Raw genomic sequence first — 15,618 nt, 5'->3', positions numbered from 1 at the left:
TAGAACGTGCCTCGCCCGTGAGGGCTCAGGCATCTGGAAGAACACGACCTGGTCCGGGACACCCCTTCACGCGATGGCCCAGTCGGTCGGCCCCTCTGCTTCTGGCAGGCAGGCAGGCTTGGCGATGAGAGGCGTCAGCCCATCGAGCCTTGGCGTAATATTCGTTCACATTACTGCTCGAGAAGCGCCAACGCTCGGCAAGAACACGCCTCGATTGCCTGGAGACCCTACGAAATGACACCCATCCATAGACACACGAGCTGCGTTGATGTGCCCGCGAGTAAGCCGCGCTCCCGAGCGCTTCGCGCTTGGCAGTTCGCGGTGGCGGCCTGTGCGGTACTGGCGGCTTTCTCCGGTGGGGCCGCTGCCGCGGCACCCCAAGTGGAGGGCGCGGCAGGGCAGGGGCCGTTCGTGTTCGGCAACGGCTTCGAGGGGCGAAGCAGCATCGTGGATGGCCCGGGTACAGCTGCCGTGCTCGCCGGTCGTTGGTCCTCGATCGCGATCGGCAGCGACGGCTTCCCCGTCATCAGCTACATGGCCAGCGATGCGACGACCAGCTTCCTCCGGGTCGCCAAGTGCAGCGATGCCCGCTGCGCAGGCCCCGCCCAGATCACCACGGTCGACAACCAGGGCACGGATATCGCGAGCACGGGCACCTCGATCGCCATCGGGCCCGACGGACTGCCGGTCATCAGCTACGCCAGTCGTCCCGCCGGCTCGATGAAGGTGGTCAAGTGCGGCAATGCCGCCTGCAGCAGCGCGAACGTGATCACGAACATCGACGACCAGACCCCCCAGGACGTCTCGACCTACTCGTCGATCACGATTGGCTCCGACGGGCTGCCGATCGTCAGCTACTTCAACAGTTCACTCGGCACCCTGAAGCTGGTGAAGTGCGGCAACGCCGCCTGCAGTGCCGCCAACCAGACCAGCACGCTCAGCGGCGCGGACACGGTGGTCAACTCGGGCCAGAACACGGCCATCAAGGTCGGCGGCGACGGCCTGCCGATCGTTTCCTACAACACCAGCACCGCGCTTAACTTCGCCCTGAAGACGGTGAAGTGCGGCAACCTGGCCTGCACCAGCGGCAACGTCGTCTCGACTGTCGACGATCCCGCCAATGCGGTTGGCGACTTCAACGCCATGGTGATCGGCACTGACGGCTTCCCGGTCATCGCGTACCGCGACATCACGGCACGGGCCGTGAAGGTCGTGAAGTGCGGCAATGCGACCTGCACCAGCGGCAACACCATCACAACAGTTGACGACTCCAGCAACAGCATGGGGGTCGACATCGCCATCGCGCTCGCGCCGAACGGCCGTCCTGTGATCGTCCACCGCGATCTCACTGAGAGACAGAACGTGATGATCCAGTGCGGCAACAGCGCCTCCTGCTCGGCCGGCAACCAGCGCTCGGTCCTCGAAGGCGGCATCGATGCGCAGGAGCTGTCGATCGCGATCGGAGCCGATGGCCTGCCACTTGTCACCTACTACGACTTCGATGCGCGCTCGCTCAAGATCGCGCGCTGAGCCGCCCTACGCGCATGGTTGATGTCGAAGTGCTCGCCGGCACCTTGATCTGATCGACCGCCTGTGCGCGGCCGATGCCAGCCTGTTCCGCCGTACCGAGCGCCGCTTCGTCGACCTGGACCCGCCCGAGAGCGAGGGCGCGGCCACGGCCACGGCCTCGGCCTGGTGACAGGCGATCACCGCAGCGGAAATCGAGGGCAGGGTGATCAAGCCGAGCGATGGCTTGGCGCAGGGCAGAAAGGGCCTGCTGCGAGCCGACGAGTCCATTGGACTCGTAGAAGTACCCGCCGACCCTCGGGCGCTTGAGCGGGGGTCGGCGCGACTTTGGTACCAGCGGCGTGTTGCTGTTCGAAAGCAGGTGGCTCAGACCGAACTCGCTGTTGTGACAGCCAAAGCAGCCGGGCGTGTCCTCCTGGTGATAGGTCTCCATGGTCGAGTTCGCGAGCAGCAGTGAGCCCGCGAGCATCGGATCGGTCCCACTGGCCGGAATCGAGCCGTCCTTCGACCACACCGCGCCCACCTGGATGTAGTTCGCGCGCACGTCCTTGACCAGGCCAAGCATCAGCTCGATATCGAAGTTCAGTGAGATCAGCTGGCTGTTGTTGTCGGCCGAGGCCGGGGTCGGTGCGCTGCCCCAGGGATTGACCCGATACACATCGTTCGGGCGGATGCTGTTGCCTTGGGTGGCCTGCAGATCGCCGTTGCTCTGCACGGTCATCTGCGCCACCAGCGCGCCGTCGCGGCTGCCGCCGTTCTGCATGAAGTTCCAATCGCCCTGCGAGTTGTAAGGCACTTCGAGCCGCGGGCCGAACAGGCTGTTGAAGTAGAAGTCATTGTTCGGCGCGTTGTCCTCGTGCTCGAACGTGGCCCAGACCACTTCCGGGTGGCCCTTGACCGGCCCCACCACGTGCATGCCAACGAGCGCGAGCGTTTTGACCTCGGTTGGCTGTTTCGCGTCGATGGTCCAGGTGCTGCTGCTGGTCTTCAGATAGCGCGGCACGGCTGCGACCGTAGTGATGTATTGGCTGTGGTCGGCGACCGTGCTGGCATCCACCCATGCCGTCTTCAGCTCCAGGGTCAGCGCATTGCCGTCCTTGAGGTTGCTGCCGTTCTGGCTGGCATAGGCCAGGATCTTAGCCAGCTCCATTTGGGTGGTCGGAAACGGGGCGCTTTCCGCGATCTCGCCGTTGATCATCGTGGTGTTGAACCAGGCGAAGACGTCATTGGCGTGGGTGGCGAAGTAGACCAGCGAGCCCTTTAGGCTGAGCAGGGTTTCGTTGCCGCCGGCCTGGCCGCCGGGCTGGAACTGTTGCGGCTTGCTGCCGCGCAGGCTGAAGCGGTTGCCCGGCGCGCCGGCGCCGTTGCGCACGTAGGTGCCGCCATTCGAATCGAAGATCAGATCGAAGAACACCGGCGAGTCCAGCACCGTGCCGCCGGCCTCGGGCGAGTTGATCCACAGGAACATCTGGTGCGCCCACTTGTAGAAGTCGCAGGCGCTGGGCGACTCGGGGAAGGCCAGGCTGTCGGCAAACTTGACGTCGCCGCCGGCGGCAATGTGTCCGTCTTCGAACCAGGTGCCGAACTCGCGCGCCGAGATCGAACAGCTCGACTGCACGTACTGCAGACCCTCTGGGGCGACGCTCGGGCCGGCGGTGGCAGCCGCGCTGGCGCTGAGGCCGAAGGCAGCAACGAGGGCGGCAAGCAGCGGAGTCTGCGGCTTCGACATGGCGATTCTCCCGGAGAAGGTGGGGACGGGCCGAGTGTGATCGGCGTCACCAAATAAAGCCTCCGAGCGCGGGCTCAGCCAGCTGTCAGAGCTGACACTTGGCGCCTCGCCCAGTCGGTTTCATCGCTTCCCGTGGTGGATCACGCTGTGCGGGACGCTCAAGCCGGGCGGCAGACCGGCGGAGACGACAGATCCCGGGCTTCCCGGTGCGCACGGATGGAGGGGCGAGTTCCGCAGTCCAGGGCCTGTCGGTACGCGGCCGAGACGAAGCGCGGTCCTCAACGTGCGCGAGTGCTCCAAAAGCGCGTGGCCAGCGTCGGCCACTGCGCAACGCCATGGGCCCTCAGATCGCGCTGGGCGCTTGGCAGATCCGCTGCCAGCCAGCCGCGCCCCGAGCGCGTGTCGAGGATGAAGTAGCCGAGTGCGCGAATCTGCTGCGGCGTCGATTGATCGCTCATGCGGCAGACCACGAGATCACCCTGCCAGCCGAACTCCTCGCACCAGCGTTCGCTGCCGTCGTCTTGCCGACCGAATGCGCTCAGCATGCCGGGCGTCTTGCGTATGTATCCGTAGCTGCCGCCGTTCGAACGGAAGCTGTAGCCGTTGGGCAATTCGGTGGCGAGCAGTGGCGGGTCGGGGCTCACGCAGCCGGCGAGTAGCAGGCAGCAGAGCACAGACGCTCTGCGGTGGCCGAAGGTGTCCGGCGGACGACTGCGATGCATGGGGGCGAGCGCTCGCGTGCGAAGGATGGTGGAAGGCGACGTTTTCCGAGCATTGCTGCGGAATCGCAGCGTGCACCTCGTTGCTGATCAGGCGATCGCGAGAACTGTCGAAATGCGGGCGCCCGTTCAAGCCTCTAGAACTGCCCGCGCTCCACGCCCTCGTTCCAGCGCGCGGGATCGGGCGTCCACTCGCCTTCGCCGAGCATGGCCGTGGCCAGATCGGCGATGCGAAAGCCGAGCTGCGGCTCTGCGCCGACGCCAGCGTCGCGCTGGTGGGCGTGGCGCACGAAGGCGCGGAAGCGGTCTTCGGCGTGCGCCGCCCGCCCGGTGATGTGTCGGGCGAGGTCGTAGGACAGCAGGTTGCCGTCGTCGGTGCGCAGGAAGGACTTGCCCGACCAGAACTCCTGGATGGTGTCGGCGTTCCAGAAGGCCGCGTGCTTACGCCGCATTTAGTTCGGGTGGTACAGCTGGGCCGAGGGCGCGAACAGCTGCGGAAACAGGGCGGCCTCGGTATTGGTGGCCAGACCTTCGTTGAGCCAGGCCGGTATCGGCAGGTGGCTGACCAGGCAGTGCGTCAGCTCGTGCGCGACGGTCGGCTGCATCTGCTCCATGCCGCCCTCGAACATCGCGAAGTGCCCGTAGCCGGCGTTGACGAACATCCCTGAGGACAACGCGAACTCGCCTTCCTCCGGGTAGTAGTGGCTGATGTAGCGGTAGTAGTCGTCCTCGCTCCCGAACACCATCACCACGTGCTTGCCGTGGCCGGCATCGCTGGCGATGTCGCCGAGGTTGCGCCGAATCCAGCGGTGCACGTCCTGACAGAACTGTAGGAACACCTGTGCCGGCCGATCCGCCAGGTTCGACAGCAGCAGGAAATCGGGGCTTGAGCGCAGGCGATAGTCGCCCGGGAGCTCGCGACCTGTCGCCAGCAGCCAGTGCGCCGAGGCTGACGTCCACCAGTCATGGCGGGCCGCGTCGGTGAGGCCGGCGGGCTCCTGCAGCGCGAGCCGATCCCAGTCGGGCAGCGGCAGCGTGGTGCCGCTGCGCCAGGGCATCGGCACAGGCGCGAAGTGGTTGTGATCGACGAGAGCGCCGACCGCATCGGGCGCCGCCGGCGCGTCCGAGTAAGCGCGCGGCAGCAGGGCGGACAGCAGACGCTTCAACATGCAGAAGGCTCGGTCGGAGTGAAAGCGGACAGGGTCGCGCGCCGCGACCCGCGACGCGTCTTTGCCGACCGCGCTGCGGCGCGATTGTAGGGGCAGGCCGGCTTAGGTCGCGGACTCGCGCGTCGATGGCTGCCGGCGTGGCGCAGCGGCGCGACTCGGCCCCTGCGTGGCCCGGGTCTGCGCCGAGTTCCGGCGTGCCCCTCCACCAGCGGTCGGCGGATTGTTCGAGCTGCGTGCTCGCCGTTCTCGTTTTCGCCTCGATGGCGCCACCGCGCAGGGTCCTGCTGGGCGCTGTACCGGGCGGTACGGGCGGAATCTATGCATGACACCGGTGGCAGCTTTTGGCATCTTCTCGGTTTGACCGGATCCGAGGACGTCTTCCCGCCCATGAATACACGACGCGAGTTGTTGAAGACGGCAAGCCTGGGCGCGTTGGGGCTCGGGGCAGGCGCGCTGGCCGCCGAATCCTTCGCCGCCGACGCTGTGCCCAGCGCAAAGACGCCCGCGGCAGGCGTCGACAGCGCACAGGCCGCCAGCGATGGCGCGGGCCGGCGTGCACTTGCGACCGACCTCCACTGCGCGCCGCAGAGCCCACCGCCGGCCTGGGCGCGCGGAATCGAGAACCAGCGGCGCGCTGATTATGGCGATGGCCGCTACCTCAACCCCATCGTCTCCGGCGATCGGCCCGACCCGTCGATCGTCAAGGACGGCGACGACTACTACATGACCTTCTCCAGCTTCGAAGCCTATCCGGGCCTCTTGATCTGGCACTCGCGCGATCTGCTGAACTGGCAGCCGATCGGGCCGGCGCTGACCCGCAACATCGGCTCGGTGTGGGCGCCGGAGCTGATCAAGCACGCGGGGCGCTTCTACATCTACCTGCCGACCAAGCAGACCGCGGCCCCGGGCTCGAAGACCACCAGCTGGGTGATCTACGCCGAGGACATCCGCGGGCCGTGGTCCGAGCCCATCGACCTCGACTTGCCGAACCATATCGATCCGGGGCATGCAGTCGGCGAGGACGGTTCGCGCTGGCTGTTCCTGTCTGGCGGCGATCGCGTGCGGCTGGCTGATGACGGGCTGTCGCGCATCAGTGAGCCCGAGCACGTCTACGACCCCTGGCGCTACCCGCCAGACTGGGTGGTCGAAGCCTTCGCACCGGAGGGCCCGAAGATCACCCGCCGCGGCGAGTACTTCTATCTGATCACCGCGGTCGGCGGCACCGCCGGCCCACCGACCGGGCACATGGTGATCGCGGCACGCGCGACGTCGATCCACGGGCCGTGGGAGCACCACCCGCGCAACCCGCTGGTGCGCACCCGGTCGGCGGCAGAACAGTGGTGGTCGCGCGGCCACGCCACCCTGGTGGAAGGGCCGAAGGGCGACTGGTGGGGCGTCTACCACGGCTACGAGAACGGCTTCTGGACGCTGGGCCGGCAGTGCCTGCTGGCGCCCGTGCAGTGGAACGAGGACGGCTGGTTCGACTTCGGCGGCGGCGATCTGTCGCAGCCCTTGCCGGCGCCCAGCCCGCCTGCGCCCGGCCGCGAGCCGCCCCCGCACGGCATGGCGCTGTCGGATGACTTCAGCGCGCTGCGCTACGGCCTGCAGTGGAGCTTCTTCCGCCCGGCACCTGACGAGGCCGAGCGTCTGCGCGTCGACGATCGCACCCTGCACTTCGCGGCCCGCGGCAGCGCGCCGTCGAGTTCGCCGCCGCTGCTCTGCGTGGTCGGCGAACAGGCCTACGAGTTCGAGTGCGAAATCGAAATCGATGAGGGCGCCGTCGCCGGCCTGCTGCTGTGGTACGACGACCGGCTCTACTGCGGGCTCGGTTTCGATGGCGAGCGCTTTGTCACCCACCAGTACGGCATCGAGCGCGCGCGCCCGGCCAACCCGCACGGGCGCCGTCTGCACATGCGCGTGCGCAACGACCGCCACATCGTCACCTTCGACACCTCCGACGATGGCCGCCACTGGACCCGCTACGACCGCGGCATGGAAGTCTCCGGCTACCACCACAACGTGCGCGGCGGCTTTCACATGCTGAAGCCCGGGCTGTATGCGGCCGGGCAGGGCGAGGCGCGGTTCCGCGGGTTCCGCTTTCGCGCGCTGGACGAGGTGTCCGGCGGCTGAGGGCGAGCGGGAGTGCAGCGCTGCCGCGTTGCGGTGATCTGAGTCGAGCTGTGCCGAGGCTGCGGGGCGATGCAATCCATCGGCCTGCGGGACGAACTTGCCGCCGGCTGGATTGCGCTCGATGCCGAGCTGCTGCCTGGGCCCGCGCAGGCCGGCGACCCGCTGCACCTGCACTCCGCGCCCACTGGGTCGGCGTCCACGCATGCGCACCGTGCGTCGCTCGCGCGGGTGAGTAAAGCCGCAGCGCGTGGCATCGACCTCCGCGCACTGCCCGCGACGCTCCCCCAGCGCAGCGATTCCGTGAGGCACTGCGTCGCCGAGATTGCCGTACATGTCAGCCGCTACTGCTGGCCTGTGAACAGCGTCGCCAACCTGCGAAAGCGCGCACTGGCGCCCAGGCATGCGCTGGCCCTGCGCGAGTTCGTGCTGGGACACGAGGCGCTGCACCGGCTCAACGAGCGCGAACCGCTGTACTGGGTGCTGGGCACACGAACGCGTGTTCGGCGTGCTGGCGCTGAAGAGCGAGCCTGTGGATCCGCGGCTTTGAGGTGGGTTGCGCGTCCGGTGAGCTCGTCGAGCAGGACGCATGTGGCAAAACAAGACCTGACCCCGGATTTAAGGGGCAGGCTCATCAATCTTGTGAGAGGATGAGCCTGTCACTTTGTTGCGGGGTTTTGTTAAGACTGGCTTCCCGACCCTGGTAGTCGGGTTCCGGTCGATCCAGAACTTAATTGAGGAAGAGTTCTGAAGAATGGGGTCAGAGTCTTAACCTGCGACGGAAGAATCAACCTGACCCCTTTTCATGGCCCAAGATCAAGTAATAAACGAACCTGATCCCGTTCATCGTTACGACGCCTCCGCCCTCTGCCCCAGCAAGACGCGAGCCGGCAGTGGAGGCAGATAACGTTCCGTGACGATGCCGAGGTCGCCATCTCGGCTCGAGCCGAGCGTGACATGTTTGGCTGAATTGGCGTTGCGCACCGGCAACCTTCTGCAGAAAAGTTCGGCTAGTGCGGAGTCTTCCACCGCACACACAATCTGTCTGCCCTCGGCCACCAGCTGTGCAGTCAGCTCGGCCAGATGCACCGTGCGGAAATCGTCGACATGCTGCACGGGGTCATCAAGCATGATTGTCCGCCAGCGGCTCCAAGCCAAGGACAGATTCACTGCGAGCAAAAACGCTAGGCCAGTGGCGCGCCTTTGCCCACTCGAAAACAAGAATTGCGGGTTAAGGTCGTCACCGACCTGCAGCTTGAGAAACTTGCGCACATCTCCGCGAATCGAGTATTCGATGTCACGCCAAACAGGATGTGGCCTCAGGCGCCTGTACAGCTCCGACATCAGTGGAAGCACACGATCCAGCCGTCTATCGAGCGTTTCGCCAGCTGCCCGCCGCGCGGCATCATGCAGCGCCTGCGCAGTCACCTCAGCCTTCCGCGCTCGACCCGCGCGCTCCTCGACAGACCGTAGCTTTTCCATGGCGCGCTCTTCGTCGCGCTTTGCCTGATCGAGCTCAGTATTGAGTTGAACCGTTTCCACAACGCGCATCGCGCGCTGCGCCTGCGCCACCCGCGCGCGGGTTTGCTCGGACTCTGCCAGCAAATCCGCCGAGGTCACCATCTTTGGCCAGCCTCGTTCCAAACAGAGCGCGTCGAATCTCTCAATGAGCCCTAGCGTCATCGAGACGATGCCCTCAGCCTCGTCGAGCGAGGAGACCGCAGCTTGGAATCGTGCTGCTGCCAGCTTCGATGCTTGTGCTTGTCGTGCTTCGGCTGCTGCGCGTTGGTCGAGAGCCATCGCGAGCTCCTCGGCTAGCGTCGTTCCCCTCTGGAAAGTGTCGAGCCTATGCTCGCTGTGGCACAACGGGCAGTGGCCGTTGTGCAACCCGATGCGTCGCCCGAGTTCCACCAGCGCCACTAGGTCTCGGGCATGCTGCGCCAGCGCCTCGGATGAAGGAACGTTTGCGGTTTGGGATTCGAGGATGCGCAGCGCGTCCGCCGCTGCATCCGCCTCTTGCCTGGCGGCGAGGTGCGCGCTTTGAAAATTCGGCAAGGCTTCGCGAGCAACTAGCGCTGCATCTGCCAAATTCGCCAACTCTTGAGTTGCTTCAATACCCGCAACGGCGCGAGCAATTGCCTCGCGCGAGGGACCAATCAATTCGTCGACCGGTGCAGTGGAGGAGGCGAATTGCCTCAACTGCTCGACGGCCTCGGCAAGCACACTGTCCGCAACGATCTTGCTACGCAATTCATCGATGCGGCGAGTAGCTGCCATCAACTCTGAGTTCTGCTGTATAACTGCTTGTTGCGCAGCCTGCATACGCTTTTTAGCCGAACTTACTAGTTGAGCGGCACGCGAGATCCAGTGTTCAGAATCGTTGGCACCCAGTCCGTCACGCAGCAATGCGTAGCGTTCAGTTTCCTTCAAGTCGAGTGTCAGTGCTGCGATGTGCTCGTCGCGAATGACAGTCGAGGAACAGACTTGCACAATGGGATTGGTTGGTGAATTTTGAACGTCGCACAGCCGCCCTGTCATGCGTTGAATTTCGGCGTCATCGGGTCCCCTGAACTCGGATCTTCGGACGGAAAATGCGTGCTCAGCGTCGATGAATCCGACTTCTACGTAGCGGTCTTCAGGCAACTCCCCAGAGCCCTTCCACCACAGGTAGTCTGCGATCGTTTCTCCATCCGCCCTGGCGCCGGGATACTTGCTTAAGTGCCCGGTGAGCGCGTACTCGACTGCGTCAAAGATCGTGCTCTTTCCGACCCCGTTGCGACCGTCGATTATGGTGAATTCGGAGGCAAGATCCAAGCGCAGCCTCTTGCGGTAGCCGCGAAATCCGCACAACTCTACATAGGCTAGCCTCACAGCAATTCCTCCAGCACCTGCAGCACCACGCCTTCGTCGGCATCCGACAAGAATGCGTTAAGAACGCGCTCCGGCAGTTCTGGTGTGCGTCGCCGAATCTCGTCCCGCATGTCAATTGCATCGAGGCGCGGGGCGCTTTGCAGCGGCAAGAGGGGTAGAAAAGCGGCTCGCAGGTCCGAGCCGTCGCGCACGCGCGCGCGCACGACCTTTCGTGTTCCGCGGAGATCTTCCTCTATAGCCCCTAGAGCAATCATCGCAGAATGGTCAGCCGAATCAGGTGTGAGAAGAAACATATATGTATTCCATGCCTTCGTCTCCGCGCGGCGCAAACCAAACTGGTACTTTGAGACGGCTAGGGATGAATCCATTGTCCAAGCCTCAATGAGTTGCTCGCAGCTTTCGTACGGCACGACGAAGCCCATCACTGTGTCGTTTTCGAACACCAGCACTTCACGCGAGCCGAGCGCTGTCAACTCGATCGCGCACCCGGCTTCCTGGAGAACCTGCTGACTCAGCGAGATCAAGCTCATCACAGTCCGAGCTCCTTGGTGGCTTCGCCTCGGGTAAGCCAGCGAATGTCGGCTCCGCGCGCAATGCTGGACCCGCTGCTGCTCCGGGCGATGTTGGCCGGCAGGCCATCGGGGTCCGCTCCTACGGCGATGACCACATCAGGCGCCGTCGCCGGCGGACATTCTCTGGCGCGAACGTCCTTCACCACATGCAAGAGTTCGTTGGCGGTGCGTAGTACGCGGATGCGTTGGTCGTTGAGTCGCCAGTAGGGGCCATCGGGTACCGCACCGGCGTTCCGCAACTTCAAAACTGTCAGGCCCAGAGTTGTTTCGTTAGGAGGCTCCATTGAAGAAGCTGGCGAGTTTGGCGGACAACCGGCCAAGTCGCGACGCATAGCCCACAATTCGTGGTTTTCCAAGTCAGGAGGTTCGGTCAGCATTGCCGGCGGCACTACGAATTTCTCTGCTTTAAACGCCTCAATTCCGCTCCCGATGACGCGACGAATAAACGTCTTAGAGAACTCCTTGCGCAGCGCTGCCAAAAAATCTGCTCCCGAGGCTCTGACTTGGTAGAAGCCGTTTTGTACCTTCTCTCCCAGAGCGTGCAAGGCCGGCGCCTTTCTCGGCAAATCAGTCCCCACGGCCGTGTCAACAACCACGATTCGAGTGGGTTGGACTTGGTCAAGCACCTGGGCCAACACTGCGTTGAGGTAGTCCCAGTCGGTCCAATAGCCAACTATGAGCACATCGCGATTGAGCCAGTTTACCGCGAGCCAATTCGCACTTGATGCGATTCGATCCGCAATTGGAGGCGCGGTGATTTGAGTTCGCGCCCACACCATATGCCGAGAGTCCTTTTGCCGGCAGCCGTGGATTTTTAGTAAGGGCGATACGCCCGACGGAACGGTCGCCACTTCCAGGCCGTCAAGTCCCACCTCAATTTGTCCAAACAGTGGTTGGCCTGCAGCTTCAATGAGCACGTCCACGTTCGTGGTTACAGTGGACTTGATCGCGCCTGTGAACATCAAATCCGCGATCGCGATGTGCCCCTCATTGGGGTTTCCAGCGAAGGCGTGAGCATCAATAAGGGTGCGGAAGTACACCGCGTCAAGCTCGCCGCGGGCGAAGAAATACTCTGCTTGCTCTTCTACATTTTCAGACAGTGGCGCCCGTGTCATTCCGTGAGTGCGGTCGTACCTGCGCTTGGCCTCTTGCGCGATAGTCCAAGCACTAGGCAGGTTACTTGGTGGCGCCATCGACAGGCCTGCACCCGCGAGCAGAACCAAGCGCCCGGCGAGTAAAGATTCCAGCATCTTCTCTACGCCAGCGTCGAATTCGAGTTCGTTCATAACGCCCCTTGAGGCCGGTCCGTTTGCTTGCGAAGGGCGAGAGGACACCCTGAGCTTATCGTGAGGCAAGACGTCGGGCTTGCCTACGTCTTGGAAGGCTGGCTTGCGATTGGGCCCGGTTAGCTTTGGCAAGCGCCGGGGGCCAAGGGCAACAGCGGATCGCAACAGCCAATCAGTCCTGCGCTGCCAAGTCGAGCCGGGCGCGATGCGCTGCCGCCCGTGAGGGACTGGCTTCGTCACCGGCCGTGCCTCGATCCTACTTCCCCGGCATAGCAAACCCCCGCCCCCGCGCCCCAGCCCGCGGATGAGGCCGCTCTTCATCCTGATTCCGGCCTTCCTCACCTTCACCCCGCAGCTTGTAAGCCGGCGTCCACCGCGGCTCCTGCGACTTCGGTGCCTCGATCTCAAACCCACTGCGGCTGGTCGTATCGACGTGCGCGATCTCCAGCGTGTACTTGCCCGGCACCGGATACAGCCGATGCCCCAGCCGCTGTGACTCCGCGTAAGGCTGGTGCTTCAGCTCTCCACGCTTGTCAGCGTCCAGCGCTTCGAGTGCCTGCTTCTCGGCGGCGAGGGTGAGTTCGGCGTCCAGGGCCAGGTTCCACTTGAAGCTGTTCAGGCCTACCTGCGCCTCACGCTCGAACGTGGCGAGCGGGCGGTCTTTTTCGTCCAGCAGGCGGAAGCGCACGGGGCCGGCGGCTTTGGCCCAGTAGGTGCCGGTGAGTTCGGGCAGGTGTTCGGGGCGGTCGAACCAGGGGTCGGGGCGGCGGCGCCAGTCGCGGCTGGCCTTCAAGTCGTCGATGTGGAACAGGTGCACGGCGCTGTTGCGCACGTCGGCATCGAGCTGCTGCAGGGGCAGGGCGTCGACGATCCAGGCGCTGCGGCCGTGGGTGCCGGCGATCAGTTCGCGGTCGCGCGGGTGTACGAACAGGTCGTGCACGGGCACGTTGGGCAGGCCGCCGTCCAGGGCCAGCCAGCTGCGGCCGCGGTCCAGGCTGGTGTACACGCCGCGGTCGGTGCCGACGTAGAGCAGGTCGGGGTTGACGGTGTCCTCGCGGATCACGTTGACGGGCTCGGCGGGCAGGCCCTCGGCAATCGACTGCCAGCTCGCGCCGAAGTCGTCGCTGCGGTACAGGTAGACGCGGTCGTCGTCCTGCCGGTAGCCGTTCAAGCTGAGGTAGATGCGGTTGGCCTCGTGGCGCGAGAGTTCGATGCGGCTGACCCAGCGGTCGGCCGGTAGCCGCGCATCCACCTGCTGCCAGCGCACGCCGCCATCCAGGCTCACGTGCACATGGCCGTCGTCGGTGCCGACGCCGAGGCGGCCGAACTGCAGCGGTGATTCCGACAGCGCGGTGATCGTGGCGAAGGGCACATTGCCGCGCTCTTTCGAGCGGGTCATGTCGGGGCTGATGGCGGCCCAGCTGCGGCCGCGGTCGAAGCTGCGGTACAGGCGGTTGCTGGCCATGTAGACGGTGCGCGCGTCGTGCGGCGACAGGATCACCGGCGTGCTCCAGTTGTAGCGCAGCACGGGCTCGTTCAGCGGCGCGCGCGGGCGCACTTCGTGGCGTTTGCCGGCGCTGTCGATGCGGGTGTAGTAGCCGAACTGGTAGCCGGTGTAGGTGTCGCCGGATTCGTCGTCCACCGCCACCCACATGCCGTCGCCGCCGTTGATGGGCGACCAGTCTTCGCCCAGCTCCCAGCGGGTGCGACTGCTGCCTTTCCAGGTGCCGTTGTCCTGCATGCCGCCGTAGACGTTGTAGGGCTCGGCCATGTCGGCATAGATGGTGTAGAACTGGCCCAGCGGCTGCGCATCGAGCCGGCGCCAGGTGATGCCGGCGTCGTAGCTCACGTCCAGCCCGCCGTCGTTGCCCACCACGATGCGCTGCGGGAAGTTGGGGTCGATCCACATCGCCTGGTAGTCGACGTGCACGCTCTCATGGTTGGTGTAGCCGGACCAGGTCTTGCCGCCATCCGCGGAGACGATCAGCGGCACGCCCATGGTGTAGACGCGCTCGGCGTCGCTGGGGTCGACCGCGATTTCGCCGAAGTAGTAGCCATAGGTGTAGGTGACTTCGCGGATGGGCTCGTCATGCGTGCGCCGCCAGCTGCCGCCGCCGTCGTCGGTGCGCCAGACGGTGTGGCCCCAGGTCGGGTTGTCGAACAGCGCGTCGTTGCCGTCTTCGAGGCGGCTGATCAGCTGCTGCAGGGTGATCGAGCCGTCGCGCACCTGCGCGAGAAGGCCCTTGGCATCGAGCTCGACCGGCAGGTCGGCGCCGCGGATGAAGCGTTCGATTTCTTCGGGGTCCTGCTTGAGGAACTCGTCCTTGCTCATCGTGCGCAGGCGCTGCGGTGAGAGCGGGCGGTCGCCGAGGTCGCGCAGGTTCTCCGGCAGCTCGGCCCAGTGGTCGATGCTGGCGTAGACGGTGTCGGGCTGGCTGGCGGCGATGGCCAGGCCAATGCGGCCCACGCCAGCGTCCTGCGGCAGGCCACCGGCAAGCTGACGCCACGTGCGGCCGCCGTCTTCGGATTTGTAGATGCCTGAGCCGTCGCCGGCTTCGGTGAACTGCCAGGGCGCGCGGGTGCGTGTCCACAGCGCGGCGTAGAGCACGTCGGGGCGGGTGGGGTCGATGACGAGGTCGCTGGCGCCGGTCCAGTCGTCGTTCGGTTTCAGAACGTGGGTCCAGGTGCTGCCGCCGTCTTCGGTGAGATAGATGCCGCGCTGGCCGCCGGGCGTGTAGAGCTTGCCTGCAGCGGCGACGAGTACGCGCTGGCTGTCGCGCGGGTCGACCAGGATCTCGGCGATGCGGTCGGTGCCGGTGAGGCCCTTGCGCTCGAAACTCTTGCCGCCATCGCGGCTGACGAACACGCCGTGGCCGCCGTAGTTGGAGCGCGCGGCATTCGGTTCGCCGGCGCCGATCCAAAGGGTTTCGGGTGCTGAGGGGTCCACCGCAATCGCGCCGATCACGGTGTTCGGCAGCTGATCGGTGAGGGGCTCAAACGAGCCACCGTTGTTGGTGGTCTTCCACACGCCACCGGTCGCGTAGGCCACGTAGAAGGTGTAGGGCTGGCCCGGCACCGAGGCCAGATCCACCACGCGCCCGCCTTGCCCGGTCGGGCCGATGCTGCGCCAGTTCAGGCCCTTGAAGATCGACGCATCCTGCATCTGCTGATGCTGCTGCCACGCGGCTTCGCGCTGCTCGGGCGTGCTGGGCGCGCCGGGGATTGGCCGTGCTGCTTCTGTGGGGGTTGCCAAGGAGAGCAGGAGCAGGGTTCCGATCCAGGGGGCAGTGCGCATCGATGGGGTCTCCGGGTGGCGGTGCGAGGGCAGGGTAGGTGTGGGGCGGGGTAGCGGTGCGGGGGCAGGGTAGGTGTGGTGTTTCGCAGATGGGGGGGCGTGTGGCAAGTGCTGTTCTTCTGACTTCGAAGCCTCGCTTCGCTTTGCTCCCCTCTCCCCCTGTGGAGCGAAGCGGGCCGCTCTCAAGCTCCCGGTGGGAGCTTGAGGCCCGATGAGCCCGAGCGAAGCGAAGGCGGGTTGGGGGAGAGGGGTAGAAGACGTGCGGCGAGAGTTGTCACCCTCTCCCCAACCTGCCTTCGCTTCGCTCGGGCTCCAGAGAGCGT

11 protein-coding genes are annotated in these 15,618 nt (G+C 65.2%); 3 read left to right on the top strand and 8 right to left on the bottom strand.

Annotated elements, in window-relative coordinates; genetic code table 11:
* Nucleotides 1–270 precede the first annotated feature (270 nt).
* Complete coding sequence (locus ACIQ7H_RS06090) at nucleotides 271–1,530, top strand: hypothetical protein (RefSeq protein WP_395789440.1); 1,260 nt, start codon at nucleotides 271–273, stop codon at nucleotides 1,528–1,530.
* Here the strand turns inward: ACIQ7H_RS06090 and ACIQ7H_RS06085 are convergent.
* The 4 genes from ACIQ7H_RS06085 to ACIQ7H_RS06070 all read right to left on the bottom strand — a co-directional run bounded on the left by ACIQ7H_RS06085 (nucleotide 1,514) and on the right by ACIQ7H_RS06070 (nucleotide 5,144).
* Nucleotides 1,514–3,256, bottom strand: a complete 1,743-nt coding sequence (locus tag ACIQ7H_RS06085) for a hypothetical protein (protein WP_395789438.1) — start codon at nucleotides 3,254–3,256, stop codon at nucleotides 1,514–1,516. The two genes, ACIQ7H_RS06090 and ACIQ7H_RS06085, sit on opposite strands and share 17 nt — an antisense overlap.
* Nucleotides 3,257–3,534: 278 nt before the next feature.
* On the bottom strand, nucleotides 3,535–3,978 hold the full coding sequence (locus tag ACIQ7H_RS06080) for a hypothetical protein (protein WP_395789436.1): 444 nt from the start codon (nucleotides 3,976–3,978) through the stop codon (nucleotides 3,535–3,537).
* 134 nt (nucleotides 3,979–4,112) lie between these two features.
* Nucleotides 4,113–4,427: a hypothetical protein gene (locus tag ACIQ7H_RS06075; protein WP_395789434.1), complete on the bottom strand. Its 315-nt coding sequence runs from the start codon at nucleotides 4,425–4,427 to the stop codon at nucleotides 4,113–4,115.
* Nucleotides 4,428–5,144: a hypothetical protein gene (locus ACIQ7H_RS06070; RefSeq protein ID WP_395789432.1), complete on the bottom strand. Its 717-nt coding sequence runs from the start codon at nucleotides 5,142–5,144 to the stop codon at nucleotides 4,428–4,430. It abuts the gene before it with no gap.
* 387 nt (nucleotides 5,145–5,531) lie between these two features.
* Here ACIQ7H_RS06070 and ACIQ7H_RS06065 point away from each other — a divergent pair, with 387 nt between their 5' ends.
* Together ACIQ7H_RS06065 and ACIQ7H_RS06060 are read left to right on the top strand one after the other, a co-directional pair.
* The gene (locus tag ACIQ7H_RS06065; RefSeq protein ID WP_395789430.1) at nucleotides 5,532–7,274 is read left to right on the top strand and encodes a family 43 glycosylhydrolase; all 1,743 of its coding nucleotides are present in this window, start codon (nucleotides 5,532–5,534) and stop codon (nucleotides 7,272–7,274) included.
* Nucleotides 7,275–7,343: 69 nt separating this feature from the next.
* Nucleotides 7,344–7,925: a hypothetical protein gene (locus ACIQ7H_RS06060; protein ID WP_395789428.1), complete on the top strand. Its 582-nt coding sequence runs from the start codon at nucleotides 7,344–7,346 to the stop codon at nucleotides 7,923–7,925.
* Between the two features lie 195 nt (nucleotides 7,926–8,120).
* Here ACIQ7H_RS06060 and ACIQ7H_RS06055 read toward each other — a convergent pair whose 3' ends face one another.
* The 4 genes from ACIQ7H_RS06055 to ACIQ7H_RS06040 all read right to left on the bottom strand — a co-directional run bounded on the left by ACIQ7H_RS06055 (nucleotide 8,121) and on the right by ACIQ7H_RS06040 (nucleotide 15,295).
* A complete protein-coding gene (locus tag ACIQ7H_RS06055) occupies nucleotides 8,121–10,142 on the bottom strand; it encodes an AAA family ATPase (RefSeq protein ID WP_395789426.1) in 2,022 nt (673 codons plus the stop codon).
* Nucleotides 10,139–10,672: a hypothetical protein gene (locus ACIQ7H_RS06050; RefSeq protein WP_395789424.1), complete on the bottom strand. Its 534-nt coding sequence runs from the start codon at nucleotides 10,670–10,672 to the stop codon at nucleotides 10,139–10,141. Before ACIQ7H_RS06050 ends, ACIQ7H_RS06055 begins: the two co-directional genes overlap by 4 nt.
* Nucleotides 10,672–12,000 carry a hypothetical protein gene (locus ACIQ7H_RS06045; protein WP_395789422.1) on the bottom strand — a complete coding sequence of 443 codons (1,329 nt, stop codon included), beginning with the start codon at nucleotides 11,998–12,000 and terminating at the stop codon, nucleotides 10,672–10,674. The genes ACIQ7H_RS06050 and ACIQ7H_RS06045 overlap by 1 nt, the downstream gene beginning before the upstream one ends.
* A 256-nt stretch (nucleotides 12,001–12,256) precedes the next feature.
* A complete protein-coding gene (locus tag ACIQ7H_RS06040) occupies nucleotides 12,257–15,295 on the bottom strand; it encodes a WD40/YVTN/BNR-like repeat-containing protein (protein ID WP_395789420.1) in 3,039 nt (1,012 codons plus the stop codon).
* Between the last annotated feature and the right edge of the window lie 323 nt (nucleotides 15,296–15,618).

It is taken from the genome of Aquimonas sp. (assembly GCF_044377145.1).
Classification (GTDB): Bacteria; Pseudomonadota; Gammaproteobacteria; order Xanthomonadales; family Xanthomonadaceae; genus Aquimonas.
The sequence above is the reverse complement of the archived record's forward strand: the minus strand, read 5'-3'. Positions and strand labels throughout refer to the sequence as shown.